This window comes from Kribbella qitaiheensis (assembly GCF_014217565.1).
Classification (GTDB): Bacteria; Actinomycetota; Actinomycetes; order Propionibacteriales; family Kribbellaceae; genus Kribbella; species Kribbella qitaiheensis_A.
In genome coordinates this window covers 530,563-556,523 of sequence record NZ_CP043661.1, presented here as the reverse complement: position 1 = coordinate 556,523, position 25,961 = coordinate 530,563, and the positions used below count along the sequence as shown (strand labels likewise).

Below are 25,961 nucleotides of genomic sequence, written 5' to 3'. Positions count from 1 at the left end.
CGACCACGACGCGGATCGAACGGCCGGCAGATCGGGAGGAAGAGATGTCCAGGAAGGTACTCGTGGCCTACGCCACCAAGATGGGTGCGACAGCTGGTATCGCCGCTGCGATCGGCGAGGAACTGGAGCGAGGTGGCCATCAGGTCGACGTCTGTGAGGTCGATCAGGTCGGGTCGATCGAGGAGTACGAAGCGGTCGTTCTCGGCAGTGCGATCTACGTCAAACGCTGGCGTCCGGAGGCGGTCCGGTTCCTGCGCAAGTACCGCGAAGAACTGCGGTCCCGGCAGGTCTGGCTGTTCCACAGCGGCCCGGTCGGGCCGGACAAGGACCAGCTCCAGGAGATGCCGGGCAATGTGAAGCGACTGGCGCACCGCATCGGGGCCACGCCTGCCATGACCTTCGCCGGGCGGCTGGATCCAGCGACAGCCAAGGGCTTCATCGCCAAGCGGCTCGCCCGCAGCGAACTGTCCGGCGACGCGCGTGACTGGGAGTTGATCCGAGCCTGGTCCAGTGACATCGGGGCCGCCATCCACGCCATCGAATCCGCTCCCTGGCAGCGCGGTATGGACTACCGCCGACACGGCTAGACCCTTCCTCCGAAAGGACTGACGAGATGAGCACCTCCATTGCCAATGGGGCCACAGAGGGTCATGGTGAGCCGTGTGAACCCAGTGAAGCGATGACGGCTCTGTCGGCCTCGGAGCCTCAGACCCGCGTAGTCACGCGGTCACCCTGGCTGATGCTTGCCATGGCCACCGTCGGGTTCGCGGTGAACTTCTGGGCCTGGGCGCTGATCAGTCCGCTCGGCCCGCTCTTCCGGTCCACCGGGAGCATCGGCACCCTTACCGAGTCCGACGTCGCACTGCTCGTCGCCGTACCGGTGGTCGTGGGCTCACTCGGCCGCATCGTCGTGGGTGGGCTGACAGACCGGTACGGCGGCCGGTTGATGTTCCCGGTCATCTCGGGCATCACCATCCTCCCGATCCTCTTCCTCGCCTTCTTCGCTCTCGACTCCTACGCGCTGCTGCTGGTCGGCGGATTCTTCCTCGGCATCGCCGGTACCGCATTCGCCGTCGGCGTCCCGTTCGTCAACGCCTGGTTCCCGCCCGAGCAGCGCGGCCTCGCGATCGGCATCTTCGGAGCCGGTATGGGCGGCACCGCGATCAGCGCCCTCAGCACCGTCAAGCTCACCGCTCACCTGGGCGCGAAGTCGCCCTTCCTCATCACCGCCGCGGTACTGGCCTGCTACGCACTCGCGGCCTGGCTGATCCTGCGCGACGCACCCGGCAGGATCGTCCCCACCACATCCCTGGCAGCGCGGATCTCGGCCAACGCCCGGCTCCCGATCACCTGGCAGGCCAGCCTGCTCTACGCGGTGGCCTTCGGCGGGTACGTCGCGTTCTCGGTGTACCTCCCGGCGTACCTGAAGACCGCGCACCACCTCACCCCGGCCGACGCGGCGAACCGGATGGCCGGCTTCGTGCTCATCGCCGTCATCATGCGCCCGGCCGGAGGATGGCTCGCCGACAAAGTCGGCGCGATACCGGTCCTGGCCGCCGGCTTCGGTGTCGTCGTCATCTGCGCCGGCATCTCGGCAGGCACACCGCCGCTGCACGGCGTCGGAACCCTCGCGTTCCTCGCCATGGCCGCCGCACTCGGATCCGGCAGCGGCGCCACCTTCGCCCTGATCGCCAAAGTCACCGATCCCTCGAGGGTCGGCGGCGTGACCGGACTGGTCGGCGCGGCCGGTGGGCTGGGCGGATTCATCCCGCCACTGATCATGGGCTACGTCTACGGCCGCACCGACTCGTACGCCATCGGGCTGTGGATGCTGTCCAGTACCGCCGTCCTCGCGCTGCTCCTCACTGTCACCGTCGTCCGCCGAACCGCCGTCCAGGGACAGGAATCTCGTTGACCAACTCGCGGAAGAAGTCCACGTCCACCCCCGGGATGGACGGCTCCCTCACAGAGGCCCTCGTCCGCAGCAGGAGGTTCTTCACCCGGGGCACCGTCTCGCAGGACCTCCGAACCATCTCCCGGGTCGGCGGCCGCGAAGCCGACGACTTCTACCGCGATCGCTGGAGCCACGACAAGGTCGTGCGGTCCACCCACGGCGTGAACTGCACAGGCTCCTGCTCGTGGAAGGTCTACGTCAAGGACGGGATCATCACCTGGGAGACCCAGCAGACCGACTACCCGTCCGCCGGGCCGGACTCCCCGGAGTACGAGCCCCGCGGCTGCCCCCGCGGCGCGGCCTTCTCCTGGTACACCTACTCACCGACCCGCGTGCGCTATCCCTACGTGCGCGGCGTCTTGCTCCAGATGTTCCGCGAGGCCAAGGCTCAGCACGACGGCGATCCGGTGAAGGCATGGGAGCACATCGTCGAGAACCCGCTGCGGGCCAAGGCCTACAAGGCTGCCCGCGGCAAGGGCGGTCTGGTCCGCGCCAGTTGGGACGAGGCCGGCGAGATCGTCGCCGCGGCGCACGTCCACACGATCAAGAGGTACGGTCCGGACCGGGTCGCCGGCTTCTCCCCCATCCCCGCGATGTCGATGGTCTCGCACGCCTCCGGTGCCCGGTTCGTGAACCTCATCGGCGGCTCGATGCTGAGCTTCTACGACTGGTACGCCGACCTGCCGGTCGCCTCACCGCAGGTCTTCGGCGACCAGACCGACGTGCCGGAATCCGGTGACTGGTGGAACGCCGGCTACCTGATCATGTGGGGCTCCAATCTCCCGGTCACCCGCACCCCCGACGCGCACTGGATGACCGAAGCCCGGTACCGCGGGCAGAAGGTCATCGCCGTCGCACCCGACTACGCCGACAACGTCAAGTTCGCCGACGAGTGGCTGCCCGCCAAGCCCGGCACCGACGCCGCCCTCGCGATGGCGATGGGCCACGTCGTACTCAAGGAGTTCTTCGTCGACCGGCAGACGCCCTACTTCACCGAGTACGTGAAGACCTACACCGACCTACCCCACCTGGTCCGCCTCGACGAGACCGCCGACGGCGAATACACCGCCGGCAAGTTCCTCACCGCCGCCGATCTGGCCGATCACTCCGGCGACGAGAACGCCGCCTTCAAGACTGTGCTCATCGACTCCCGCACCGGTTCCGCGGTTGTCCCGAACGGGTCGCTGGGGCACCGATACGGCGAGGCAGGCATCGGCAAGTGGAACCTCGACCTCGGCGAAATCGATCCGGTCCTCTCGCTGCTCGACACCGCTTCCGAGTCGGTCGTGGTCCGGATGCCACGCTTCGACACCACCGACGGCGCCGCCGCCGACCTGCCCCGAGGCGTGCCCGTACGCCGGGTGGCCGGCCACTTGGTGACCACCGTCTTCGACCTTCTCCTCGCCCAGTACGGCGTCGGTCGTTCGGATCACGGCCGGACGCTACCCGGGGCCTGGCCGACCGGGGACAACAAGGGCTACGACGACGCGGAATCGCCGTACACGCCTGCCTGGCAGGAGACGATCACCGGCGTACCGGCCGCAACCGCTGCCAGGATCGGGCGGGAGTTCGCCCGCAACGCCGAGGAGTCGAAGGGCCGATCCATGATCGTCATGGGCGCCGGCACCAACCACTGGTTCCACTCCGACACGATCTACCGCGCCTTCCTCACCCTCACCAACCTCACCGGGTGCCAGGGGGTCAACGGCGGCGGCTGGGCCCACTATGTCGGCCAGGAGAAGGTCCGCCCGATCACCGGGTACACCCAGATCGCCAACGCGCTCGACTGGAACAGGCCGCCGCGCAACATGATCCAGACCGCCTACTGGTACCTGCACACCAATCAGTTCCGCTACGACCAGTTCGGTGCCGACACGCTCTCCGCCACCACTGGCAAGGGCCGGCTCGCGGGCATGTCCACGGCCGACGTCATCGCCCAGAGCGCCCGGATGGGCTGGATGCCGTCGTATCCCACCTTCGACCGCAATCCACTCGACCTCAGCGACGACGCGGCCGCCGCGGGCATGCCGGTCGGCGACTATGTCGTCGGACAGCTCAAGTCCGGCGACCTCGACTTCGCCGGCGAAGACCCCGATGCCCCCGGCAACTATCCGCGGATCCTGTCGGTCTGGCGGGCGAACCTGCTCGGCTCGTCCGGCAAGGGCAACGAATACTTCCTCAAACACCTGCTCGGCACCGACTCCTCGGTGCGAGCGACCGAGACACCGCAGGACCGGCGCCCTGTCGACGTGAAGTGGCGCGACCAGGCCCCCGAGGGCAAGCTCGACCTGCTGATGACCATCGACTTCCGGCAGACCAGCACCACGATCTTCTCCGACGTCGTCCTGCCGGCCGCGACCTGGTACGAGAAGCACGACCTCAACACCACCGACATGCATCCCTTCGTGCACTCGTTCAATCCCGCCATCGCGCCGCCGTGGCAGACCCGCACCGACTGGGATGCCTGGCAGACGATCGCGGCCAAGTTCAGCGAGCTCGCCGCGACCCACCTCGGTGTCCGTACTGACGTCGTCGCCGTACCGCTCACTCACGACACCCCGGACGCGATGGCGAACCCGCACGGCGTCGTACGGGACTGGAAGAAGGGGGAATGCGAGCCGATCCCCGGCGTCACCATGCCCAAACTCGTCGAAGTCGAACGGGACTACGGCGCCGTCGCCGACAAGATGAACGCACTCGGCCCGCTCGTGGACACCCTCGGCGCGACCACCAAGGGCGTCACCTTCGAACTGAGCAAGCAGGTCGAGTACCTCCGGGCCAAGAACGGCGCCGTCCGCGGTGGCGTGGCCGACGGCCGACCGTCGCTGACGAAGGACGTCAACGTTTGCGAAGCGATCCTGGCGATGTCCGGGACCACCAACGGACACCTGGCGACCCAGGGATTCAAGACCCTCGAGAAACGCACCGGTGTCCGGTTGGCCGACCTGGCCGAAGAGCACGAAGGCAAGCAGATCACCTTCGCCGACACCCAGGGGCCCCCGGTTCCGGTGATCACCTCACCGGAGTGGTCGGGTTCGGAGACCGGCGGACGGCGCTATTCCCCGTTCACCATCAATGTGGAGCGCAAGAAGCCCTGGCACACCCTGACCGGCCGGATGCACTTCTACCTCGACCATGACTGGATCAGCGAACTCGGCGAAGGCCTGCCTGTCTACCGGCCACCGCTGAACATGGCCGCGCTGTTCGCGGAGCCGGCACTTGGCACGGTGTCCGACGGATCGGCCGGGCAGGTCGAAGGGCTGACAGTGCGCTACCTGACCCCGCACAACAAGTGGTCGATCCACTCGGAGTACCAGGACAACCTCTTCATGCTCTCGCTGTCGCGAGGCGGCCAGAACATCTGGATGAGTGACCGGGACGCGGTCAAGGTCGGCATCAAGGACAACGACTGGATCGAGGCCGTCAATCGCAACGGCGTCGTGGTCGCCCGGGCGATCGTCTCGCACCGGATGCCGGAGGGGACCGTGTATATGTACCACGCGCAGGACCGGCTGATCGACGTACCGATCGCGGAGACCTCCGGCAAGCGTGGCGGCATCCGCAACTCGCTGACCCGGCTGCTCGTGAAGCCGTCCCATCTGATCGGGGGGTACGGCCAGCTGACCTTCGCGTTCAACTACCTGGGTCCCACCGGCAACCAACGTGACGAGGTCACCATCATCCGCAGACGCGGCCAGGACGTGACGTACTGATGAAGGTCATGGCGCAGATGGCGATGGTGATGAACCTCGACAAGTGCATCGGCTGCCACACCTGCTCGGTCACCTGCAAGCAGGCGTGGACCAACCGATCGGGGACGGAGTACGTCTGGTTCAACAACGTCGAGACCAGGCCCGGGCTCGGCTACCCCCGCACCTACGAGGACCAGGAGAAATGGCAGGGCGGCTGGGAACTCGGCAGCCGCGGCCGGCTGAAGCTCAAGGGTGGCGGGCGGCTGAAGAATCTGCTGACGATCTTCTCCAACCCCAAGCTGCCCTCGATCAACGAGTACTACGAGCCGTGGACGTACGACTACTCCACCCTCACCGACGCTCCCGCCCAGGAACACACGCCGGTCGCACGGCCCAAGTCGCTGATCAGCGGCAAGAACATGAAGATCGAGTGGTCGGCCAACTGGGACGACGACCTCGGCGGCTCCACCGCCACCGCACACCGCGACCCGATGTTGAAGAAGATCGCCGACAAGGTCAAGTTCGAGTTCGAGCAAACCTTCATGTTCTATCTGCCGCGGATCTGCGAGCACTGCCTCAATCCGTCCTGCGCGGCATCATGCCCCAGCGGCGCGATCTACAAGCGGGAAGAGGACGGCATCGTCCTGGTCGACCAGGACAAGTGCCGCGGCTGGCGCAAGTGTGTCTCGGGCTGCCCCTACAAGAAGGTCTACTTCAACCACCGGACCGGCAAGGCGGAGAAGTGCACGTTCTGCTTCCCGCGGGTCGAGGTCGGGCTGCCGACCGTCTGCGCTGAAACGTGCGTGGGGCGGCTGCGCTACATCGGCCTGATGCTGTACGACGCCGACCAGGTCCTGGCAGCCGCCACCACCACCGACGACCAGGGCCTGTACGAGGCGCAGCGCGACGTGTTCCTCGATCCGTTCGATCCCGAGGTGATCCGCGAGGCGGAGAAGGGCCGGCATCGCCCGCGACTGGATCGACGCGGCCCAACGCTCCCCGGTCTACGCCCTGATCAACACCTTCAAGGTCGCGTTACCGCTGCATCCGGAGTACCGCACCATGCCCATGGTCTGGTACATCCCGCCGCTGTCCCCCGTCGTCGAGGTGGTCGCGGAGACCGGAGAGGACGCCGAGGATAAGGGCAACCTCTTCGCGGCGATCGACGCGCTGCGGATCCCCGTCGAATATCTCGCCGAACTGTTCACGGCCGGCGACGTCGTACCGGTCGACGGTGTGCTCAAGAAGCTCGCGGCGATGCGCTGCTATATGCGCGACATCAACCTGGGTCGCGATCCGGACGCCTCGATCCCGGCCGCGGTCGGAATGAGTGAGGAGCAGATGTACGACATGTACCGCCTGCTCGCGATCGCGAAGTACGAAGAGCGCTATGTGATTCCTCCTGCGCACACCGAGCAGGCTCATTCCCTGGAGGAACTGTCCACCGAGTGCTCGGTCTCGGAGTACGGCGGTGGTCAGCACGACCTGTTCGGCGAGGGCTCCGGAACGCCGACACCGATCGCGGTCGAGAACTTCCAGATGCTTCAGAAGCGGCAGACCTCGGACACGCTGGCGGGTGACCAGGACCTGAGCGGCCGCGTGAACCTGCTCAACTGGGACGGCAAAGGCTCACCTCCGGGGATGTTCCCGCCGAAGGGTTCCGGCTCGTGAGCAGCCGACGACCCAGACTGACGCTGCCTCCGGACCAGCTGACCATCGGCTGGCAGTCGGTCTCCCTGCTTCTCGACTACCCCGACCCGGACCTGCTCGCCCGCACCGACCTGCTCAGGTCGGCTTCTCGCGGCCTGCCACCAGCCATCGGCGATTCCATCCGGCTCTTCCTCGACCACCTCGAGGCCACACCGCTGCACGAGCTTCAGGCCGACTACGTGGAGACCTTCGACAACCGCCGCCGCTGCAACCTGTTCCTGACCTATTTCGCCCACGGCGACACTCGCAAGCGTGGCATGGCGCTGTTGCGCTTCAAGCAGACCTACCAGCGAGCCGGGTTCGAACTCGACGATGCGGAGTTGCCCGACCATCTCTGCGTCGTCCTCGAATTCGCTGCCACCATCGATCACCGGCTCGGTCGTGATCTGATGCTGGACCACCGGGCCGGACTCGAGCTGCTCCGGCTGTCGCTGCGCGACCTCGGCTCACCGTGGGCGCACCTGATCGACGCGGTCACGGCCACCCTGCCGACGCTGCGCGGCGACGAGCGCGACGCCGTACGCCGCCTCGCTGCCGAAGGACCTCCCGAGGAAGAGGTCGGCCTCGCCCCGTTCGCCGGTCCGCAGTTCAGCCCGGGTGCCGCAACGGGGTCCACTCTGCTGCCGATGCCGACGTTCCCGGGGGCGCGCAGATGAGTGAGTTCCTCTTCGTCGTCATTCCGTATCTCTGCCTTGCGACGTTCGTCGTCGGTCATCTCTGGCGCTACCGCTACGACAAGTTCGGCTGGACCACCCGTTCGTCGCAGCTCTACGAGAACAGGCTCCTGCGCATCGGCAGCCCGCTCTTCCACTTCGGCATGCTCGGCGTCGTCGGCGGCCACATCGTCGGCCTGCTCGTGCCACAGTCGTGGACGGACGCCGTCGGCGTCAGCCCGCACACCTATCACCTGGTGGCCGTCACCGGCGGCCTGCTGGCCGGCGTGATGACGGTGGCCGGCCTGGCGATCCTGGTTTACCGCCGGCGTACCGTCGGCCCCGTCTTCTCCGCCACGACCGCGATGGACAAGGTGATGTACGCCTTCCTGACGGTCGTGATCGTCCTGGGCATGTGGAACACCATCGCCGGATCGATCCTGACGATCGGCGGGGAGTACAACTACCGTGAAGGAGTCTCGGTCTGGTACCGCTCCTTCCTGGCCTTCCACCCCGACGCGTCCCTGCTGGCGAACGCACCGCTGGGATTCCAGCTCCACGCGCTGGTTGCCTTCGGCCTCTTCGCCCTCTGGCCCTTCACCCGGCTCGTCCACGTCTTCAGCGCACCAGTCGGCTACCTGACCCGTCCTTACATCGTCTACCGCAGCCGCGACAACGCCCACCTCGGCAGCCACCGCCCCCGCCGAGGCTGGGACCGCGCCAACTGATTCGCTCCAATGGTCCAAAGGCCCGTTGGAGTCGGGTTGTCGGACTCGGTCCGACGAGGTACGCCGGCTGCTGAACGCAAGCGGTACCGGACTGCGCGCAGGCGGTGACCGCGAGGTCTACGCCGTGATCGAACTGGAGCAGTCAGTGAACGCCGGATCCGTGCCTGGTGGTGCATCGCGGGAGTTGGGGACTTTCGACCCTGGTCCCGCCACCGGTCAGCAAGCCACCCTGGTAGTCGTCATGTACCCGAAAATCCGCACGCACTCACGGTTACGGCCGGCGCCTATTGCGTTCGACCGCGTAGACGGCCGCCTCGGTGCGGCGTTCCATCTCCAGTTTGCGCAGCAGGCCGGAGACGTAGTTCTTGACGGTCTTCTCGGCCAGGAACATCGCCTGGGCGATCTGCCGGTTGGTCTTGCCCTCGGCAATCAGATCGAGGATCTTGCGCTCCTGCTCGGTCAGCGACTTGTACCGCGGATCGTCGTCCTCCTCCGCGGGATGCCGCAACCGCTCCAGTACGGCGGTCGTCATCGCCGGGTCCAGCAACGACTCCCCCGCCGCCAGCCGGCGGACCGCTCCGACCAGATCGGTCCCGCTGACCTGTTTGAGCAGGTATCCCGCGGCACCGGCCATGATCGCCGTGAACAACGCCTCGTCGTCGGAGTACGACGTCAGCATCAAGCAGGCGGGCGGCACGTCCATCACCGAACGGATCTCCCGGCACACCGAGATCCCGTCGCCATCGGGAAGCCGCACATCCAGTACGGCGACGTCGGGCTGCAGCGCCGGGACCCGGACCAGCGCCTGGGCCGCCGTGCCCGCATCGCCGATCACCTCGATATCGTCCTCGGCCTCCAGCAATTGCCGCAGACCGAGCCGGACCACCTCGTGGTCGTCGAGCAGGAACACCTTGATCGCCATCTCGCGCCACTCCCCGACTCCCGGTTCGTCCTGAACCTCACAGTAGACCTGTGCCGGCACCGGGCAGACCAGTCATGAACACGGTGCCGCGCCGCTTCGACCACACCGGGATGGAGATCCTGGCAGATGCCGAGTGCCTGCGGCTGCTGTCCACCGTGCCGATCGGCCGCCTGGTCTTCACCAAGGGAGGCCTCCCAGCCATCCGATTGGTGAACTTCCTGGTCGACGGCGACGCAGTGATCTTCGCGACCACCGACGGCGACAAGTACCGGGCCGCCGAGCGCGGTGACGTAGTGGCCTTCGAGGCCGACGAGATCGACGCCGACCGGCATCTCGGCTGGACCGTGACCGCGGCAGGTCACCTGTCCGCCATCGACACCGACGAGGCCGAGCTGCTGCGGCGTGCCCTGCCTTTGCACCCTTGGGCTCCCAACCACGATCACCACCTGATCCGGCTCGGCATCGAATCACTGGAGGGCCGCCGCCTGGTCGCCTGGGGCAGCCGACCGGCCGCACTCCGAGGACAGCACGGATGACCGCCTCGACCTCACCGCCACGTCGGCGCCCGGACCTGATCGGCAGCGGCGGGCATCATCCGGTGGTCGTCGCCCACCAGCGTGCCCGGGCGGCGGATCTGCAGTTGCGGGTCGCCGACGCGATCACGGCGTTCGCCGGATCGATGACCTTCGTCTACCTGCACGGCGGCCTGTTCGCGCTCTGGATGCTGGTGTTCGAGGCGGATCCGTGGCCGAAACTCACCCTGATCGTCTCGCTCGAGGCGATCTTCCTGTCGGCCTTTGTGATGATCGGGCAGAACCGGCAGTCCGCGTTCCAGCAGGCGAAGGCCGACCACGACTTCGTCGCGCAGGAGCAGGAGCTCAGGACGAACACCGAACTCACCCGCGAGATCCACCGGCTGACCGCAGAGATCCACCGCTCTGTGGTCACGGCCCGGAGGTGTCGAAAGGCCCCTGTGGTCAGGACCCATGCCTGCTGCGGGCAGGACCACGACTGCACGAGGCTGAAGGAGCGGCAGCAGTTGCCGCGCCGAGCACGTCGAGGAGGACCCCATGTCCGAGCAGCAGCTGTCCAGCGAACAGATCGACGTACTGCTCAGCGCCGCCGTCGCCGCGCCGAGCATGCACAACACCCAGCCCTGGCGGTTCGAGGTGAACGGTCACGTGATCGACGTGTTCCTGGACGGCTCCCGCTCACTGCCGGCCGAGGACCCGACCGGCCGCGCGATGCGGATCGCCGCCGGCGCCGCGACCTTCAACCTGCGCTGCGCGGCCGCGTCGATGGACTACGGCACCGGGTTCGGTCTCGTACCCGACGCCGCCGATCCGGACCTGGTCGCCCGCATCGTGATTGAACCGGCCGCCGAACCCGACCCGGTACTGAAGGGCCTCTTCGAGCAGATTCCCCGCCGCCACACCAGCCGGGAGGCGGTCCGGCCGGTGGAACTGTCGACGGCTGACCGGATGGCACTGATCCAGGCCGCGCTGGCCGAGGGGGCCGACCTGACCTGGCTGCCGGCGCCGAAGGTCCAGGAGGTGCTCGGCCTACTGGTCGACACGGATCTGCGCGAGATCGGCGACTGGCACCGACGGGCCGAACGGGCTCACTGGGTCGGCGGGGCGCGGACCGCCGACGGCGTACCGAGCTCTGTTCTCGGTCCACGATCCGCGGTCTATCCATCGCCGGTCCGCGACCTGGGCACCCGGCCCGCCGACCAGACCAGGCCCCGGACCTTCTTCGAGGCCGAGCCGGCGCTGGCGGTGCTGTCGACGGAAGCCGACAGCGCGGCGGATCAATTGGCGGCGGGCCTGGCACTCGAGCGGATCCTGCTCACCGCGACCCGGGCCGGGCTGAAGGCGTCGTTCCTGAACCAGCCACTGGAGTTCGACGACCTCCGCCGAGTAGTACAACGCGTCACCGGCAAGCCCGGCTACACCCACATGGTGATCCGCTTCGGCCACAGCAGCGTCAAGGGCACCACTCCGCGACGCCCGGTCTCCACCTTCGTCCACAGTGGCACCGAGGAGTCCTGATGGTCGGCATGGCAACACTGCAGACCGAGATCACTCGCTGGGAAACGGATCTTGCGATACTCGAGGACGAGTGCACGAGCGAGGGCTGGACCGCACCGGAGAAGCTGCTGATCACCCTGCAACGAACGGCCGGTACGTACCGGCATCGCGTACTCCCCCGGCTCGTGGCCGACAGCGCTCTGATGCTGCCCGCCATCCCCGACAATGAGGCTCCCGCCGCTCTGAGCACCTACAGCGCGGTCGTCACCGGCGAACTGGCACAACTGGTCGATCGGCTGGACGAGCTCCGGCTCGATCTGATCCGGTTCGGCCGGACGGACCAGCTCCAACTGCGGGCCGTAGAGACGCTGGGCGCGCTGCGAGCCCTCGGCAGAGTCGTCCTGCGCTTCGGCCGCGAGTTCGAGGCACCGAGGCTGACCGCCCAACTCACTCCCGACCAGTCCGAACAACTGACCGCGGCAGTCCACACCTTCGAGAAGAAGCTCCGATGACGACGAAGAGTGCCGGCGGGCCGTTGCTCAGCCAGGACGAGATCGGCCTCCTGATCAGCTCGGCGGGCACCGCGCCGTCGATGCACAACACGCAGCCGTGGCGCTTCGAGATCAACGGGCCGGTGGTCGACGTGATCCTCGACGAAGCCAGGGGCCTGCCGGCCGCGGACCGGTCCGGCCGGTTGATCCTGATCGGGCTCGGCGCCGCCACCTTCAACCTCCGGGTGGCCGCGGCCTCGCTCGGCTACGAAACCACTTTCGCGACCGAACCCGATCCTGACCGCCCGGACATCGTCACCCGGGTGTTCCTCGGCAGCCGACGGTCACCGACTCCCTCGCTGGCGGCCCTGTACGGCGAACTCCGGCGCAGGCACACCTATCGCGGACCGATGATGGACCTCGATGTCCCGCTCCGGGTGCGCGACCGGATGGCCGCCGCAGCACGCTCCGAGGGAGGAGACCTGCGCTGGCTCGACGCCGCCGGCCGCCGGCAACTGGGCGGCATCCTGCGCGTGGCTGACGACCTGGATCTACACGACGAGGACAGGCTGACCGAACGGCAGCAATGGGTCGGCGGCGAGCGTGACGTGGAGGGGGTTCCGGCGGACGCTCTCGGCCCGCTACCCATCGGACCCGCGACCGTACGCGACCTGTCGGCGGGCTTCGAGCGCCCCGGCCGCGGAGTCGCCGCTTTCGAGCAGCAGCCACTGATCGGCATCCTGACAACACCAGGCGATCGGCCGTCCGAGTGGCTGCGAGCCGGGATGGCGCTACAACACGCGCTGCTCGCTGCCACCTCGTACGACCTGGCCGTCTCGTTCCTCAACCAGGCAGTCGAATACATCCACCTGCGATCCCGGGTACAAGAACTGGTCGGCCAGGGCGCCCGGCCACAGGTGATCCTCCGAGTCGGCTATCCCGCCCGCGCGAGCGCCGGCACTCCACGCCGCTCCTGGGACCGAACCGTGATCCAAGGCCGACCACTTGAGGCCCCAAGGGCCCGGTAGGTCGGGACCAACAGCCCTGCCGGAACACCCTGGTCCGGGGCGACGGTCGAAGGAGACCATCCGCTCCGAGGAGGAACCATGTCGTCCCAGACAGCCCCGATCGTCGTCGGCTACGACGGCTCACCAGCAAGCACCGCTGCGCTCGCCTGGGCTACCGGTCAAGCCGTCCGGGAGGAGGCACCGCTACGCATCGGGGAGGCGTTCGAGCTCCTCGTGATGAGCCGTCCCTCGCCCGGCAAGGTCGTCCCGCTGGCAGCTCTGCGCACCGTCCGCGAGCGAGGGCTGCAGGCCCTGGTCGAGTCCATCCGCCTGCAGCACCCGAAGCTCGATGTCAGCAGCGTGCTGCTTGAGGGCGCACCGGCTGCCGCGCTGGTCGAGGAGACCGCCGGCGCCAGGATGCTCGTTCTCGGTACTCGTGGACTCGGTGGCTTCGCCGGCATGCTGCTCGGTTCGGTCGCCGTCCAGGTCAGTACGCACGCACAATGCCCCGTCGTCGTCGTGCCCTCGCGTACGTTGCCGCTGCCGCCGCACAGGCCGACGATCGTGGTCGGGCTGGACGGGTCCAAGGAGTCGATGCAGGCCACCGAATTCGCCTTCGAGCAGGTCGAGTTGCTCGGCGGCCGGCTCGTCGTCGTCAGCGCCTGGAACACCCCGTTCTCGACGTACGAGAACGGCCGGGGCGAGCTCGTCTTCGACAACGCCGAGGTCCACCGGGCCACCGAGGTACTGGTGGCCGAGGCGTTGGCCGGCCTGCGCGCGGACCACCCCGGCGCCGAGGTCGATGTCCAGCTGATCCCCGCACAGCCTGCCCGCGCGATCCTGCACGCCGCCGAGTCGGCCGACCTGGTCGTCGTCGGTTCCCGTGGCCGCGGCGGTTTCACCGGTCTACTGCTCGGATCCACCAGCCAGCACGTCCTCCACCACGCCACCTGCCCCGTCGCGATCGTGCGCTGACGGACTGAGCCGGGAAGGAGGGGGCATGCGTACCGCAGTGGTCGAGGATCGTACGGTCGCAGCGCAGACGACGGCTGTCCGGCGAGCGGTCTTGTCTCCCGCGGACGTCAGTGATTGGCTGCTGGCCGCGTTCAACGAGATCGCCGAGAGCCTGCGCGGGTACCGGATCGTGGCCAACGGCTTCCCGTTCACCCGCCGCCGCCCGCTCCCTGACGGCCGGATCGAGATCGAGGCAGGATTCCCGGTCGGGGTTCCGGTGCGGACCGACGGAACGGTGCAGTGCTCCGAGCTGCCGGCCGGTCCGGTCGCGGTGATCGCCTACGCCGGTCCGTACGATGAGATCGATCGCGCCTACGACCAGCTCGGCGACTGGCTCCGCCTGCGTGGTGTCCGCCCGTCCGGCGAGGCGTGGGAGATCTATCACGACCCACCGATCGGGCCGCCCGCCAACTGGCGCGTCGAGATCGTCCAGCCCTGCTCGTCTGAGCTGAGAGTCCCCTGACAAAGGGACCTTTGGCTCTGGGAGCCGGACCGCTCCGGCTGCGAACGTCAGTGCCATGGATGCCATAGACCTTGCCCGGTGGCAGTTCGGGATCGTCACCGTCTACCACTTCCTCTTCGTGCCGATCACGATCGGGCTGTCCGCTCTGGTGGCGGGCCTGCACACTGCGTGGTACCGGACCCAGAAGCAGAAGTACCGGCGGATGACGCAGTTCTGGGGAAAACTGTTCCTGATCAACTTCGCCATCGGCGTGGTGACCGGGATCGTCCAGGAGTTCCAGTTCGGGATGAACTGGAGCGACTACTCGAAGTTCGTCGGCGACATCTTCGGGGCGCCGCTGGCGATCGAGGGACTGCTCGCGTTCTTCCTCGAGTCGACCTTCCTCGGCCTCTGGATCTTCGGCTGGGACCGGCTGCCGAAGAAGGTGCATCTGGCATCGATCTGGCTCGTTGCCATCGGCACCCAGCTGTCGGCGTACTTCATCCTGGCCGCGAACTCCTGGATGCAGTGGCCCCTCGGGTACACCTACAACCAGGCCACCGGCCGCGCCGAGCTGCACGACTTCGGCGCGGTACTCACCAACAAGGTCGCGCTGGCGACCTTCCCGCACACGATCGCCGCCAGCTTCCTGACCGCCGGCGCGTTCATGCTGGGCATCGCCATGTGGCACATCCTCCGCCACCCCGGCGAGCACGGCAGCCTGTTCCGGCCGGCCGTCAAGCTGGGTGCGATCACGACGCTCGTCGCAGCCGTCGCGCTGGTCATCACCGGTGACATCCAGGCCAAGATCATGACCGACACCCAGCCGATGAAGATGGCCGCGGCCGAGGCGCTCTACGACACCTCCGCGCCCGCCTCCTTCTCCCTGCTGACGATCGGCTCGCTCGACGGCAGCAAGGAGGTCTGGTCGCTCAAGGTCCCGCACGGCTTGTCCTTCCTGGCGACCAGCACCTTGAACGGCAAGGTCGAGGGGATCAACGACCTCCAGGCGGCGTACGAGCAACGGTTCGGCCCGGGGTCCTACAAGCCCAACGTGCCGCTGACCTACTGGACCTTCCGTTTCATGATCCTCTCCGGGGTCCTGGCGGCGGCGATCGCGTTGCTCGCGCTGTGGCAACTGCGCAGGCGGCGCAAGGCCACCAAGTGGCTCATCCGGGCAGCTCTGGTCGTGCCGCTGCTGCCCCTGCTCGGCAACAGTCTCGGCTGGATCTTCACCGAGCTGGGCCGCCAGCCGTGGATCGTCTTCGGGCTGATGCAGACCCGCGACGGCGTCTCCCCCAGCGTCGGCGCCGGCAGCGTGCTGACCTCCCTGATCGTCCTCACCCTCCTGTACGGCGTACTCGCGGTGGTCGAGGTGTTCCTCCTGCTCCGCTTCGCGCGGGAGGTTCCCGCGGAGACCGAGCCGTCCGACCCGGAGGCCGCTGAACCGGCCTTCCTCTACTGAGGAGCATTCCGATGGCACTCACCGACATCTGGTTCCTGCTCATCGCTGTCCTCTGGACCGGCTATCTCGTTCTCGAAGGCTTCGACTTCGGCGTCGGGATGCTGCTCCCGATCGTCGGCCGGGACGCCGTCGACCGCAAGGTGACGCTGCGGACCATCGGCCCGGTCTGGGACGGCAACGAGGTCTGGCTACTCGTCGCGGGCGGCGCGACCTTCGCGGCCTTCCCGTTCTGGTACGCGACGCTGTTCTCCGGCTTCTACCTCGCGCTGCTGATCATCCTGGTCGCGCTCATCCTCCGCGGCATCGCACTGGAGTACCGCGGCAAGCTCGACGACGCCAGCTGGCATCGCCGCTGGGACCTGGTGATCGTCGGCGGCAGCGCAGTACCGGCTCTGCTCTGGGGCATAGCGCTGGCCAACATCGTGCGCGGTGTCCCGATGGGCGCCGATCACGAGTACGCCGGGTCGTTCTTCACCCTGCTCAATCCCTACGCGCTACTGGGCGGAGTCACCACACTGCTGCTGTTCGCGTTGCACGGCGCGATCTTCCTGGCACTGAAGACGCACGGCGAGGTCCACGATCGGGCGCTCAGGCTGGTGCCGCCGGTCGGGATCGCAACCGTGGTCGCGGCCGCCGGGTTCCTCGGCTGGACGCAGGCCTTCGACGGCTCGTGGATCACCTGGACGCTCGCACTGGCCGCCGCGCTCTGCCTGATCGGCGGGCTGGCCGCCTCGTGGTCCGGCCGGGAGGGCTGGGCCTTCCTCGGTACCGCGGCCACCATCGCCTTGGCCAGCGCGACCCTGTTCACCACGCTCTACCCGAACGTATTGCCGTCAACCACCGATCCGGCGTTCAGCCTGACGACGCTGAACGCGGCCTCGACGCCTTACACGCTGAAGATCATGACCTGGGTCGCGGTCATCTTCACCCCGGTGGTCCTGCTCTACCAGGGCTACACCTACTGGGTCTTCCGTCAGCGCCTCGGCCGCGCCGACGTCCAGCAGCCGGTCCAGAAGGTCACCGCCTGATGCCCGCCATCGACCCGCGTCTGCTGCGCTACACGAGGGCCACCAGGGTATTTCTGACGCTGTCCGTCCTGATCGGCATCGGCCAGGCGGTGGTGATCCTCACCCAGGCCTGGCTGCTGGCGAGCATCATCACCGACGCCTTCCTGCACGATGCCGGGTTGCCCGAGCTGGGCCACCGGCTGATCCTGCTCGCGACGGCACTGGCCGGCCGTGCAGTGCTTGGGTGGCTCGCCGAAGTGACAGCCCACCACTCGTCCGCGGCGGTGAAGTCCGAACTGCGGATGCGGTTGCTTCGTCAGGTGGTGCGGCTCGGTCCGCGCTGGCTGACCGGCGAACGCAGCAGTGAGCTGACCACTCTGGCAACCCGAGGGATCGATGCTCTGGACGACTACTTCTCCCGCTACCTGCCGCAACTCGTGCTGGTGTGCTTTGTTCCGCTGGTGGTCGCGGCCCGAATGTTCGCCGCCGATTGGCTGAGCGCCTCCATCGTCCTCGTCACCCTGCCGCTGATCCCGATCTTCATGATTCTGGTCGGTCTGACCACCAGGCAGCTGATGTCCCGGCAATGGGCCGCGCTGCAGCTCCTAACGCACCACTTCCTGGACGTACTGGCCGGGCTGGGCACCTTGAAGGCCTTCGGCCGCTCACGGGCGCAGGTCGCCACCATCGAGAAACTGGCCGACAGGCAGCGCAGGGCCACGTTGGCCTCACTGCGGATCGCGTTCCTGTCGTCACTCGTACTCGAGCTGCTCGCGACCCTGTCGGTAGCGCTCGTCGCAGTCTCAGTAGGCCTGCGTCTCGTCGACGGCCGGCTCGATCTCCAGACGGCGCTATTGGTGCTGATCCTGGCGCCCGAGGCCTATTTGCCGCTCCGGATGCTCGGTGCGCACTATCACGCCAGCACGGAGGGCCTTGCGGCCGCCGAACAGGTCTTCTCGGTTCTCGACCAGGTTGTCCCCGCCGAAGGTTCCGCGCGGCTCGCAGCGGATCGGACGATCGAACTCGACCAGGTGACGGTCGCCGGCGCGGACCGTGATCAGCCTGCCATCGACAGTCTCTCGCTGACTGTTCCCGCCGGTCGGGTGACCGGCATCGTCGGACCTAGCGGCTGCGGCAAATCCACTCTGCTCGCCGTACTGCTGGGTTTCACCCGTCCAGCCAACGGCAGGATCCTGGTCGATGGCATCGACCTTGCGACCGCCGATCCGGACCACTGGCGGTCCCAGATCGCCTGGCTGAGGCAGGAGCCGGTGCTGTTCGCCGGCACCGTCTTCGAGAACATCCGGCTCGGACGCCCGGACGCCGACGACTCCGCGGTACGACGTGCCGCCTGTGCCGCGCGGGTCGACGTACCGCTGGAGAAGCTGATCGGTGAGCGAGGCAACGGCGTCTCGGCCGGCCAACACCGACGGATCGCCCTGGCCCGGGCGTTGTTGCTCGACGCTCCGCTGTTGCTGCTCGACGAGCCGACCGAGGGTGTCGACCCGGAGATCGAACACGAGCTGCTCAGCACGCTGCCGGCGGCCTTCGCCGGACGCACCGTAGTACTGGTCACGCACCGCGCGGCGCTACTGGGTCTGTGCGACCACGTGATCGAGCTGGCCCCGGCCGAGGTGCCGGCGTGACCTCCGCCCGTTGGCTGCTACGGATCGCGCGGCCTGAAATGTGGCGGCTGGTCGCCGCCGCAGTACTGGGATCGTTGGCCCTCGGCTGCTCCATCGGCCTGATGGCGACCTCGGGCTGGCTGATCTCACGAGCCGCCGGGCAACCGCCCGTGCTCTACCTCACCGTCGCCATCGTCGCCGTTCGCGCGTTCGGCATCGGCCGCGGCGCCCTCCGGTACGCCGAGCGCCTGGTCGGCCACGATGCCGCCTTCCGGGTCCTCGCCCGGACCCGCGTGCAAGCCTGGCTCGACCTCGACCGGGCCGCGCCCGCCGGACTCGGCAAGCTCCGCTCCGGCGATGTGCTGGCGAATCTGGTCGGCGATGTCGAAGCGGTCCAGGATCTCCTGGTCCGCGCCATCCTGCCGATCGCTGTCGCCCTGATCACCGGTACTGCGACCGTGGTGTTGCTCGGGGCACTGCTCCCGGCCGCCGGTGCCGTCCTGCTCATCGGCTTGCTCATAGCGGGCGTAGCCGCGCCCGTGGTCACCCTGTCCGTTGCGGGCCGGGCCGAACGCAGGCTCGCACCCGCACGGGCGGCCCTCGCGAACCCGGTCCACGAACTGCTGACCGGTGCGCCCGACTTGATCGCCTACGGCGCGGCCGAGGCGGTGCTCGGGCGAATCGCGGTTCATGATCGCAGATTGACCTCCCTGGCCCGCCGGTCCGCCATTGGCGCCGGAGCCGGCTCAGCAGTCGGCGGCATCGCGTTGGCGTTGACGGTGGTCGGCGAGCTGCTCGTCGGGATCCAGGCTCTCCGCGCCGGACAGTTGGCCGGCGTACAGCTTGCTGTCCTGGCGCTGACCCCATTGGCGGCCTTCGAGCTGACCACTGCGTTGCCCACCGCCGTTCGGCATCTCGTCCGGGGCCTGCGCGCGGTCGACCGGCTCCGTGCTCTGGAGCGGCTGCCTGCTCCTTCAGTTGCTTGGGGCAACAAAGACGTCATCGGCCATACCTTGAAGATCCTCGGCGCGGATGCCCGCTGGCCAGGAGCTCCACGGCCGACCGTGCAGGACATCAGCCTGTGCCTCCAACCCGGCCGCCGGATCGCGGTGGTCGGCGAGAGCGGCGCAGGCAAGAGCACCCTGATCGCCGCCCTGGCGGGCTTCCTGGCCACCGAACGCGGCGCGGTCACGTACGGCGGGATTCCGCTGGACGAACTCGACGAGAACGCCTTCCGCCGCCAGGTCGTCGTCTGCGCACAAGACGATCACCTCTTCGACAGCACCATCCGCAACAACCTGCTCGTCGGCAAACCCGACGCCACCGACGTCGAGCTGATGGACGCACTCCACCAGGCCCGCCTCGGAGCCTGGGTCGACCGTCAGCCCCACGGCCTCGAGACCACCGTCGGCGAACGGGCCGGCCAACTCTCCGGCGGCGAACGCCAACGGCTGGCTCTGGCCCGAGCCCTGCTCGCCGACCCGGCGGTCCTGCTCCTGGACGAACCCACCGCCCACCTCGACGAGCCCACCGCCGCCGAACTCACCCGCGACATCCTCGCCGCGACCCGCGGCCGCGCCACCCTGCTCGTCACCCACCGCCGGACAGACCTGGACGAGCTCGACGAAGTCATCGTCCTCGCCGACGGCAAAGTACTCCGCCGCGGGCCGATCGCCGTCGTCGGCTGACGGCGGAACGGTCCCGGTTGGGCCGGCCTCGAACTCGTCGAGGTCGTCGGTCATACCGATCGTGGTAGCTGTTCCTGGTCGACCGGCCGGCTGACGTCGCTGGTGTGGGTCAGCGCGCCCGATCTCAGCAGGTCGTGGACCTCCTCCGGGGACACCCGGAGCGCGCTGGCCGCCTCGGCCAAGGTGAGCCAGTCGCGTCGTCGCGTCACCAGCTTCTCCACCTCACCGCGGTCCAGCGGCAGCAGCCCGCCGTACCAGTTGAGCAACCGGACGGCCGTCAACCGATGGACGGCCGTTGCCGACTCGCCGAGGATGCCGGCTGCCACCGCGACGGTGATCCGTGATGGCTCCTTCGCCCAGGCGAGCACTTGCGCCAGCCGCATCGTCCGGGTGGGCCGCCGACCGTCGGCCGGCTCCTCATGGGGCAGCACACCCGACCGCAGCAGGCTCCTGACGGCCGAGGGAGTGAGGCCGAGGACAGCCGCCGCCTGCTTGACGTCGATCAGTGGATCGGGAGCGATCAAAGGCTCACCGAGCAGGTCCTCCAGCCGGGTTCGCTCCAGTTCTGACATACCAATCATGGTCGACCACCCTCTGACGCTGCTACGTCATCGCTTGCACAGGCTGCCGAGTCTGGTCCTGGCCGGCGATCGCGCACCAGGGCCTTTGGTCCCACGTTCGGTGGGTTCCTCCCCGGGACGACGTCAGCTGCGATCCTCGCAGGATGACCGCAGATCAGCGGACCTCACCTCTCGGCACTGACCAGGACGGGCTCGGTGGTCTGGGCGGGGACCGTCATCAACTCGACACCGACCAGCGAGGTGACCGCCAGGTGATCGATCCCCCGGACCTCGCGGTAGATGATCGCCCGATCGTTGAAAGCGCAGGCCCAGCACCGTTTGCAGGCCGACAGCAGGGTGTGGTCGCCCTTGACGTTGAGGAAGATCTCCTGCGGACCGGTGAGGAATTCGTCGAGCGGTTCGCCGGCCGGCACGCAACTCACCGCCAGCTCGGGCTCGGAGCCGCCGAATTCGCCGTAGCCGTACGCGATCGCCTCGGAGAGTCCGGACGGGAGCTGAGCATCGAAGAACGCGGTACGGATGAACGCACCGACCGCGACGAGGTCCGCGCCTTCGCGAAGCCGCCGGAGCTGGGTGGCGATCAGCGGACGCAGCCGGGCCGCCCGGACGAACTCGCGGTACGCGGCGTCCGTGATGATGAAGCGACCTCCTGCGGTCTGCCATTCGACGTACGGTGAATCGGACATCACGACGCGCCTCCATCCGGTGAGTTGAGTGCCTCGGCGACCAGTTCGGTCAGGTCGAGCAGCCGGCTGGTGTAGCCCCACTCGTTGTCGTACCAGCCGAAGACCTTCACGATGTTGCCGTTCGCCTGGGTGAGCGGCGCGTCGAAGATGCAGGACGAAGGGTCGCCGATGATGTCCCGCGACACGATCGGGTCCTCGTTGTAGCGCAGCAGACCCTTGAGGTAGCCCGAAGCGGCGTCGGCGAAGGCCCGGTTGACCTGCTCGGCCGTGGCCGGCTCGGACAACTCGACCACCAGGTCGGTCAGCGAACCGTCCACCACGGGCACGCGGACGGCGACGCCGTCGATCTTGCCTGCCATCGCGGGAATGACCTGGCCGACCGCCTTCGCGGCACCGGTACTCGTCGGGATCAGGTTCACCGCACCGGACCGGCCACGGCGAAGATCCTTGTGCGGCGAGTCCAGGATCACCTGGTCGTTGGTGTAGCTGTGGATCGTGGTCATCAGGGCGTGCTCGATCCCGAAGGCACCGTGCAGCACGGACACCATCGGCGCGACGCAGTTCGTCGTACAGGACGCGTTGGAGATGATGTGGTGCCTGGCCGGGTCGTAGGTCTCCTCGTTGACGCCGAGGACCAGCGTCGCGTCGACGCCCTTGCCCGGGGACGACAGGATGACTTTGCGGGCACCGGCATCCAGGTGAGCCGCGGCGGCCTCGCGAGTACGGAACCGGCCGGTCGACTCGATCACGATGTCGACGCCGACGCTCTTCCAGTCGAGTGCGGCGGGCTCGCGCTCGGCGGTCACCCGCAGCGTCTTCGCGCCGATGCTGATGGTGCCGGCGGTGTGCCCGACCCGCTCCCGCAAGGGCCCGTATGTCGAGTCGTACTGCAGCAGGTTCGCCAGCGTGGCCGTGTCGGTGATGTCGTTGATCGCGACCACCTCGACCTGGCTGGTCTCCTGCGCCAGGACACACCGCAGGAAGTCTCGCCCGATCCGCCCGAAGCCGTTGATCCCCACTCTGACAGTCATCTCTGGTCTCCTTGCTGCGATGGTCCTGCACCCATTCCATCGCCGTCCGCGACCGCTGATCAGAGCCGAAGGTCCCTCAGCCCGAGGTATTGGACCTGAGAGGGCTCAGTTCCGGTTACTCAGCGGAACCGTTCCCAACCAGGGGGATGTTCCGTACGGTGAGGCCTATGGGTGCGGGTCCGGACGACCAGCGAAGTTCCTGGGACGAAGGCACGCTGGAGTTCACCGGCCTGTCCCGGGTCCGTCTCGACGCCCTCTTGCAGGAGCTCCTGGGTCGCGTCGACGAGATCATGGACTCTCAGGAGCGGCTCCGGGCGCTGCTCGACGCTGTCGTCGGGATCGGTACCGACCTCGACCTGACCAGCACGCTGGACCGGATCGTCAGTGCCGCTTGTGAGCTGGCAGGAGCCCAGTACGGCGCCCTCGGCGTGGTCGGCCATGACGGCAAACGGCTGGTCCGCTTCATCACCCGCGGCGTGACCAAGGAGCAGATCGCGGCGATCGGCCCCTATCCCGAGGGCCACGGCATCCTCGGTCTGCTGATCGACCACCAGGAACCGCTGCGGCTCACCGACCTGGCCGACCATCCGCGATCGTTCGGGTTCCCGGCGAACCATCCGCCGATGCGCAGCTTCCTCGGCGTACCGATCCGGACCCGTGATCATGCCTTCGGCAACCTCTACCTGACCGAGAAGACCGACGGTGCCGACTTCACCGGCGATGACGAGCGCGCTGTGACCGCGCTCGCCGCGGCGGCAGGGGTGGTGATCGACAACGCCCGGCTGTACGCCGACACCGAACGCCGCCGCCGCTGGCACGAGGTGACCACCGAGATCACCCAGCTGATGCTGGCCGACTTCGAACCGCAGCAGGCACTGCACCTGATCGCGACCCGCGCCCGCGAAGTCTCTGACTCGACCTTGGGAGCGGTCCTGTTGCAGGAACACGGCGAGCTGGTGATCGAGGCCATCGACGGACCGCCCGAGTTCGCCCAGTATCTCGGTCAACGGCTGGCTGCCGACCGCCCGCTGCTTGCCGAGGTGCTGGCAGGCAACAAACAGGTGGTCATCGAGGACATCGGCCGGCTCGCGAAGGAGACCGGGGCGCTGCCCGAATTCCCCGAGTTCGAGAACCTCGGCCGAACGATCCTGGCACCGCTGCCGACCGGCTCCAGCAGTACCGGCGGAATCCTGATGGTCTCAGCGGAGCGCGGTGCGGTGCTCGGCGTCACCGCGGGGACCGATCTGCTGCAGATGTTCGCCAACCAGGCGACGCTGGCGCTGGACCGCGCCCAGGCCCAGCGGAACCAGTCGATGCTGGCGGTTCTCGAGGATCGGGACCGGATCGCGCGCGACCTGCACGACCTGGTCATCCAGCGGCTGTTCGCGACGGGGCTGCAACTGCAGGGGATGCACCGAATCGTCACGCCCGAGGTCCAGCAGCGGATCGGCCGGGCGGTCGAGGACATCGATGCCACCATCCGCAATCTGCGCGCCGCGATCTTCGAGCTGCACCAGGAGCCCGGGCGCAAGTCACTGCGCTCCGACGTACAGGCCCTGGTGGACGAGTACGCCGGCCCGCTCGGGTTCCGGCCGCACCTTGTCTGTTCCGGACCGATCGACAGTGTTGTGCCGGCGGTGGTGCGGCCCCAGATCCTCGCCGCCGTACGCGAGTCGCTGTCGAACGTGGTGCGGCACGCCCAGGCAACCGCGGTCACCGTCGAGCTCATCGCCACCGGCGCGGATGTGACTGCCCGGATCTCCGACGACGGCATCGGGATCAGCTCCACCGAGCACCGCAGCGGTCTACGCAATCTCGAGGAACGCGCGGCGGCACTGGGCGGCGCCATCCAGCTCGGATCCAACCACCCACACGGCACCGTCCTGGAACTGCGCGCCCCGTACGTCGCTGACTAAGGTCCCCCTCCTTCAGGACTGATGCCTGCTGTGCCCGGCCGCTCGGCGCGACAGGCTGGGAACACGGGCAGCGAGTGGCCGTCCGGGCAGTCCGAGGAGGGCCTGATGCATGACGACCAGCTGTCGATGAAGCAGATCGACGTACTACTCAGTGCGGCCGTGGCGGCGCCGAGCATGCACAACACGCAGCCCTTGCGCCTCGAGGTGAACGGCCGCGCGATGGATCGCGCGGCCGATCAGTTGACCGCGGGCCTCGCCCTGCAACACGTCCTGCTCACCGCGACCCGCGAAGGTTTCAAGGCGTCCTTCCTCAACCAGCCGCTCGAATTCGACGACCTGCGATGCGCGGTTCAGCGCGCCACCGGGATCCCCGGCTTCGCCCAGATGGTGACCCGCTTCGGCTACAGCACCGTGAAGGCGACAACTCCCCGGCGCCCCGTCGAGACCTTCGTCCGCTAGTACTGATTCGAGGAGGTGCCTGTCGTGCCCACACAATCCCGCCCGTTCCTGGTTGCCGGTGTCGACGGATCCCGGGCCGGCCTGCTGGCGCTCGACTGGGCCGCCGATCAGGCCGCGCGGCGCAACTGGTTGCTCAAGGCAATCCACGTGATCGAGCAGCCCGGCTCCGACGACACGCTGATGCACGACGAGGCCACCGCCGAGCTGGCCCGGTTGGGCTGCACCGACGGTCAGCTGGAGAGCCGGTCAGGGCGTCCCGCGGAAATTCTTCTCGAGGAGTCTCGCGAGGCGCGACTGCTCGTGATCGGCCGGCGCGACGGCGGTGGTTTCGCCGAGCTCACGGCCTGGTCCACCTCACAGATCTGTACTGCGCTCGCTCGTACCTCGCTGGTCGTCGTACCGGACAGCTGGCAGCCGGATCGCAGCGAGGAGGGACTGATCGTCGTCGGAGTGGACGGCTCGCCTTCCGGCCAGAGCGCGCTGGGATTCGCCTTCGAGGCCGCCGCCGAGCGGGACGCCGAACTGGTGCTCGTCCATGTTCCCTCCGACCCCGGCCCACAGTTGCCGCTCGGGCTGCGGGCGAATCCGGAGCGCGCACCGTGGCACCAGGACGCGCAACGGGTCCTGCGTGAGGCGCTGGCCGGCTGGCCCGAGAAATACCCGGAGGTCGTGTTCCGGAGCAACTTCCGCCCCGGGCATCCGGTGGAGGTGCTCGCACAGCATTCCGAATACGCCGACCTGATGGTCGTGGGCGGCGTTGAGCGATCGCACTTCACGCCCTTGCGGCTGGGCTCGGTGTCTCGCGGCCTGCTGCACCACACGCGTTGTCCGCTGGCGATCGTCCACCAGGAGCCGTGAAA

General features: G+C 68.0%; 22 protein-coding genes and 2 pseudogenes. 20 read left to right on the top strand and 4 right to left on the bottom strand.

Annotated features, from left to right (window positions below):
* The first annotated feature begins 44 nt into the window (after window positions 1-44).
* The 6 genes and pseudogenes from F1D05_RS02510 (at window position 45) to narI (ending at window position 8,737) form a co-directional block, all read left to right on the top strand.
* The gene (locus F1D05_RS02510) at window positions 45-587 is read left to right on the top strand and encodes a flavodoxin domain-containing protein (RefSeq protein ID WP_185445816.1); all 543 of its coding nucleotides are present in this window, start codon (window positions 45-47) and stop codon (window positions 585-587) included.
* A 161-nt stretch (window positions 588-748) separates the two neighbouring features.
* Window positions 749-1,915 carry an MFS transporter gene (locus F1D05_RS02505; RefSeq protein WP_246486376.1) on the top strand — a complete coding sequence of 389 codons (1,167 nt, stop codon included), beginning with the start codon at window positions 749-751 and terminating at the stop codon, window positions 1,913-1,915.
* Window positions 1,916-1,950: 35 nt separating this feature from the next.
* Complete coding sequence (locus F1D05_RS02500) at window positions 1,951-5,667, top strand: nitrate reductase subunit alpha (RefSeq protein ID WP_185448956.1); 3,717 nt, start codon at window positions 1,951-1,953, stop codon at window positions 5,665-5,667.
* A pseudogene (gene narH / locus F1D05_RS02495) lies at window positions 5,667-7,317 on the top strand (nitrate reductase subunit beta). The gene F1D05_RS02500 and the pseudogene narH overlap by 1 nt, the downstream one beginning before the upstream one ends.
* Window positions 7,314-8,012, top strand: coding sequence for a nitrate reductase molybdenum cofactor assembly chaperone (gene narJ, locus F1D05_RS02490; RefSeq protein ID WP_185445814.1), 699 nt, complete (start codon window positions 7,314-7,316; stop codon window positions 8,010-8,012). Before narH ends, narJ begins: the two are co-directional and overlap by 4 nt.
* Window positions 8,009-8,737, top strand: a complete 729-nt coding sequence (gene narI / locus F1D05_RS02485; RefSeq protein WP_185445813.1) for a respiratory nitrate reductase subunit gamma — start codon at window positions 8,009-8,011, stop codon at window positions 8,735-8,737. The genes narJ and narI overlap by 4 nt, the downstream gene beginning before the upstream one ends.
* 271 nt (window positions 8,738-9,008) lie before the next feature.
* Here the strand turns inward: narI and F1D05_RS02480 are convergent, their stop codons facing one another.
* Window positions 9,009-9,659 carry a response regulator gene (locus tag F1D05_RS02480; protein ID WP_185445812.1) on the bottom strand — a complete coding sequence of 217 codons (651 nt, stop codon included), beginning with the start codon at window positions 9,657-9,659 and terminating at the stop codon, window positions 9,009-9,011.
* A 74-nt stretch (window positions 9,660-9,733) separates the two neighbouring features.
* Here F1D05_RS02480 and F1D05_RS02475 point away from each other — a divergent pair, with 74 nt between their 5' ends.
* From F1D05_RS02475 to cydC, 11 genes and pseudogenes are all read left to right on the top strand, one after another.
* On the top strand, window positions 9,734-10,195 hold the full coding sequence (locus F1D05_RS02475) for a pyridoxamine 5'-phosphate oxidase family protein (protein ID WP_206686050.1): 462 nt from the start codon (window positions 9,734-9,736) through the stop codon (window positions 10,193-10,195).
* Window positions 10,192-10,536: pseudogene (locus tag F1D05_RS42745) on the top strand (DUF1003 domain-containing protein); the annotation flags it as partial. The gene F1D05_RS02475 and the pseudogene F1D05_RS42745, both read left to right, overlap by 4 nt.
* Window positions 10,537-10,729: 193 nt before the next feature.
* Window positions 10,730-11,710 carry an Acg family FMN-binding oxidoreductase gene (locus tag F1D05_RS38585; RefSeq protein ID WP_206686049.1) on the top strand — a complete coding sequence of 327 codons (981 nt, stop codon included), beginning with the start codon at window positions 10,730-10,732 and terminating at the stop codon, window positions 11,708-11,710.
* Entirely contained in the window at window positions 11,710-12,201 is a 492-nt protein-coding gene (locus F1D05_RS02465) for a hypothetical protein (protein WP_185445810.1), read from the top strand. The genes F1D05_RS38585 and F1D05_RS02465 overlap by 1 nt, the downstream gene beginning before the upstream one ends.
* Entirely contained in the window at window positions 12,198-13,208 is a 1,011-nt protein-coding gene (locus F1D05_RS02460) for an Acg family FMN-binding oxidoreductase (RefSeq protein WP_185445809.1), read from the top strand. The genes F1D05_RS02465 and F1D05_RS02460 overlap by 4 nt, the downstream gene beginning before the upstream one ends.
* Window positions 13,209-13,286: 78 nt before the next feature.
* Window positions 13,287-14,162 carry a universal stress protein gene (locus F1D05_RS02455; protein ID WP_185445808.1) on the top strand — a complete coding sequence of 292 codons (876 nt, stop codon included), beginning with the start codon at window positions 13,287-13,289 and terminating at the stop codon, window positions 14,160-14,162.
* 25 nt (window positions 14,163-14,187) lie between these two features.
* Complete coding sequence (locus tag F1D05_RS02450; protein WP_185445807.1) at window positions 14,188-14,664, top strand: GyrI-like domain-containing protein; 477 nt, start codon at window positions 14,188-14,190, stop codon at window positions 14,662-14,664.
* A 55-nt stretch (window positions 14,665-14,719) separates the two neighbouring features.
* Complete coding sequence (locus F1D05_RS02445; RefSeq protein WP_185445806.1) at window positions 14,720-16,108, top strand: cytochrome ubiquinol oxidase subunit I; 1,389 nt, start codon at window positions 14,720-14,722, stop codon at window positions 16,106-16,108.
* Between the two features lie 11 nt (window positions 16,109-16,119).
* On the top strand, window positions 16,120-17,136 hold the full coding sequence (gene cydB / locus F1D05_RS02440; protein ID WP_185445805.1) for a cytochrome d ubiquinol oxidase subunit II: 1,017 nt from the start codon (window positions 16,120-16,122) through the stop codon (window positions 17,134-17,136).
* Entirely contained in the window at window positions 17,136-18,761 is a 1,626-nt protein-coding gene (gene cydD, locus F1D05_RS02435) for a thiol reductant ABC exporter subunit CydD (RefSeq protein ID WP_185445804.1), read from the top strand. Before cydB ends, cydD begins: the two co-directional genes overlap by 1 nt.
* Window positions 18,758-20,428 carry a thiol reductant ABC exporter subunit CydC gene (cydC, locus tag F1D05_RS02430; protein ID WP_185445803.1) on the top strand — a complete coding sequence of 557 codons (1,671 nt, stop codon included), beginning with the start codon at window positions 18,758-18,760 and terminating at the stop codon, window positions 20,426-20,428. The genes cydD and cydC overlap by 4 nt, the downstream gene beginning before the upstream one ends.
* Window positions 20,429-20,478: 50 nt before the next feature.
* On the opposite strand, the gene F1D05_RS02425 is transcribed toward cydC, so the two are convergent.
* The 3 genes from F1D05_RS02425 to gap form a co-directional block, all read right to left on the bottom strand.
* Window positions 20,479-21,000 carry a hypothetical protein gene (locus tag F1D05_RS02425; RefSeq protein WP_185445802.1) on the bottom strand — a complete coding sequence of 174 codons (522 nt, stop codon included), beginning with the start codon at window positions 20,998-21,000 and terminating at the stop codon, window positions 20,479-20,481.
* Window positions 21,001-21,173: 173 nt separating this feature from the next.
* Window positions 21,174-21,695 (bottom strand): PEP/pyruvate-binding domain-containing protein, encoded by a 522-nt coding sequence (locus tag F1D05_RS02420; RefSeq protein WP_185445801.1) that lies wholly within the window; start codon window positions 21,693-21,695, stop codon window positions 21,174-21,176.
* A complete protein-coding gene (gap, locus tag F1D05_RS02415; protein ID WP_185445800.1) occupies window positions 21,695-22,726 on the bottom strand; it encodes a type I glyceraldehyde-3-phosphate dehydrogenase in 1,032 nt (343 codons plus the stop codon). The genes F1D05_RS02420 and gap overlap by 1 nt, the downstream gene beginning before the upstream one ends.
* Window positions 22,727-22,893: 167 nt before the next feature.
* Between gap and F1D05_RS02410 the strand changes: the two genes are divergently transcribed.
* The 3 genes from F1D05_RS02410 to F1D05_RS02400 all read left to right on the top strand — a co-directional run bounded on the left by F1D05_RS02410 (window position 22,894) and on the right by F1D05_RS02400 (window position 25,959).
* Complete coding sequence (locus F1D05_RS02410; protein ID WP_185445799.1) at window positions 22,894-24,642, top strand: sensor histidine kinase; 1,749 nt, start codon at window positions 22,894-22,896, stop codon at window positions 24,640-24,642.
* 105 nt (window positions 24,643-24,747) lie between these two features.
* Entirely contained in the window at window positions 24,748-25,101 is a 354-nt protein-coding gene (locus F1D05_RS02405; RefSeq protein WP_185445798.1) for a nitroreductase family protein, read from the top strand.
* A 24-nt stretch (window positions 25,102-25,125) separates the two neighbouring features.
* Window positions 25,126-25,959: a universal stress protein gene (locus tag F1D05_RS02400; RefSeq protein WP_185445797.1), complete on the top strand. Its 834-nt coding sequence runs from the start codon at window positions 25,126-25,128 to the stop codon at window positions 25,957-25,959.
* Window positions 25,960-25,961: the final 2 nt, after the last annotated feature.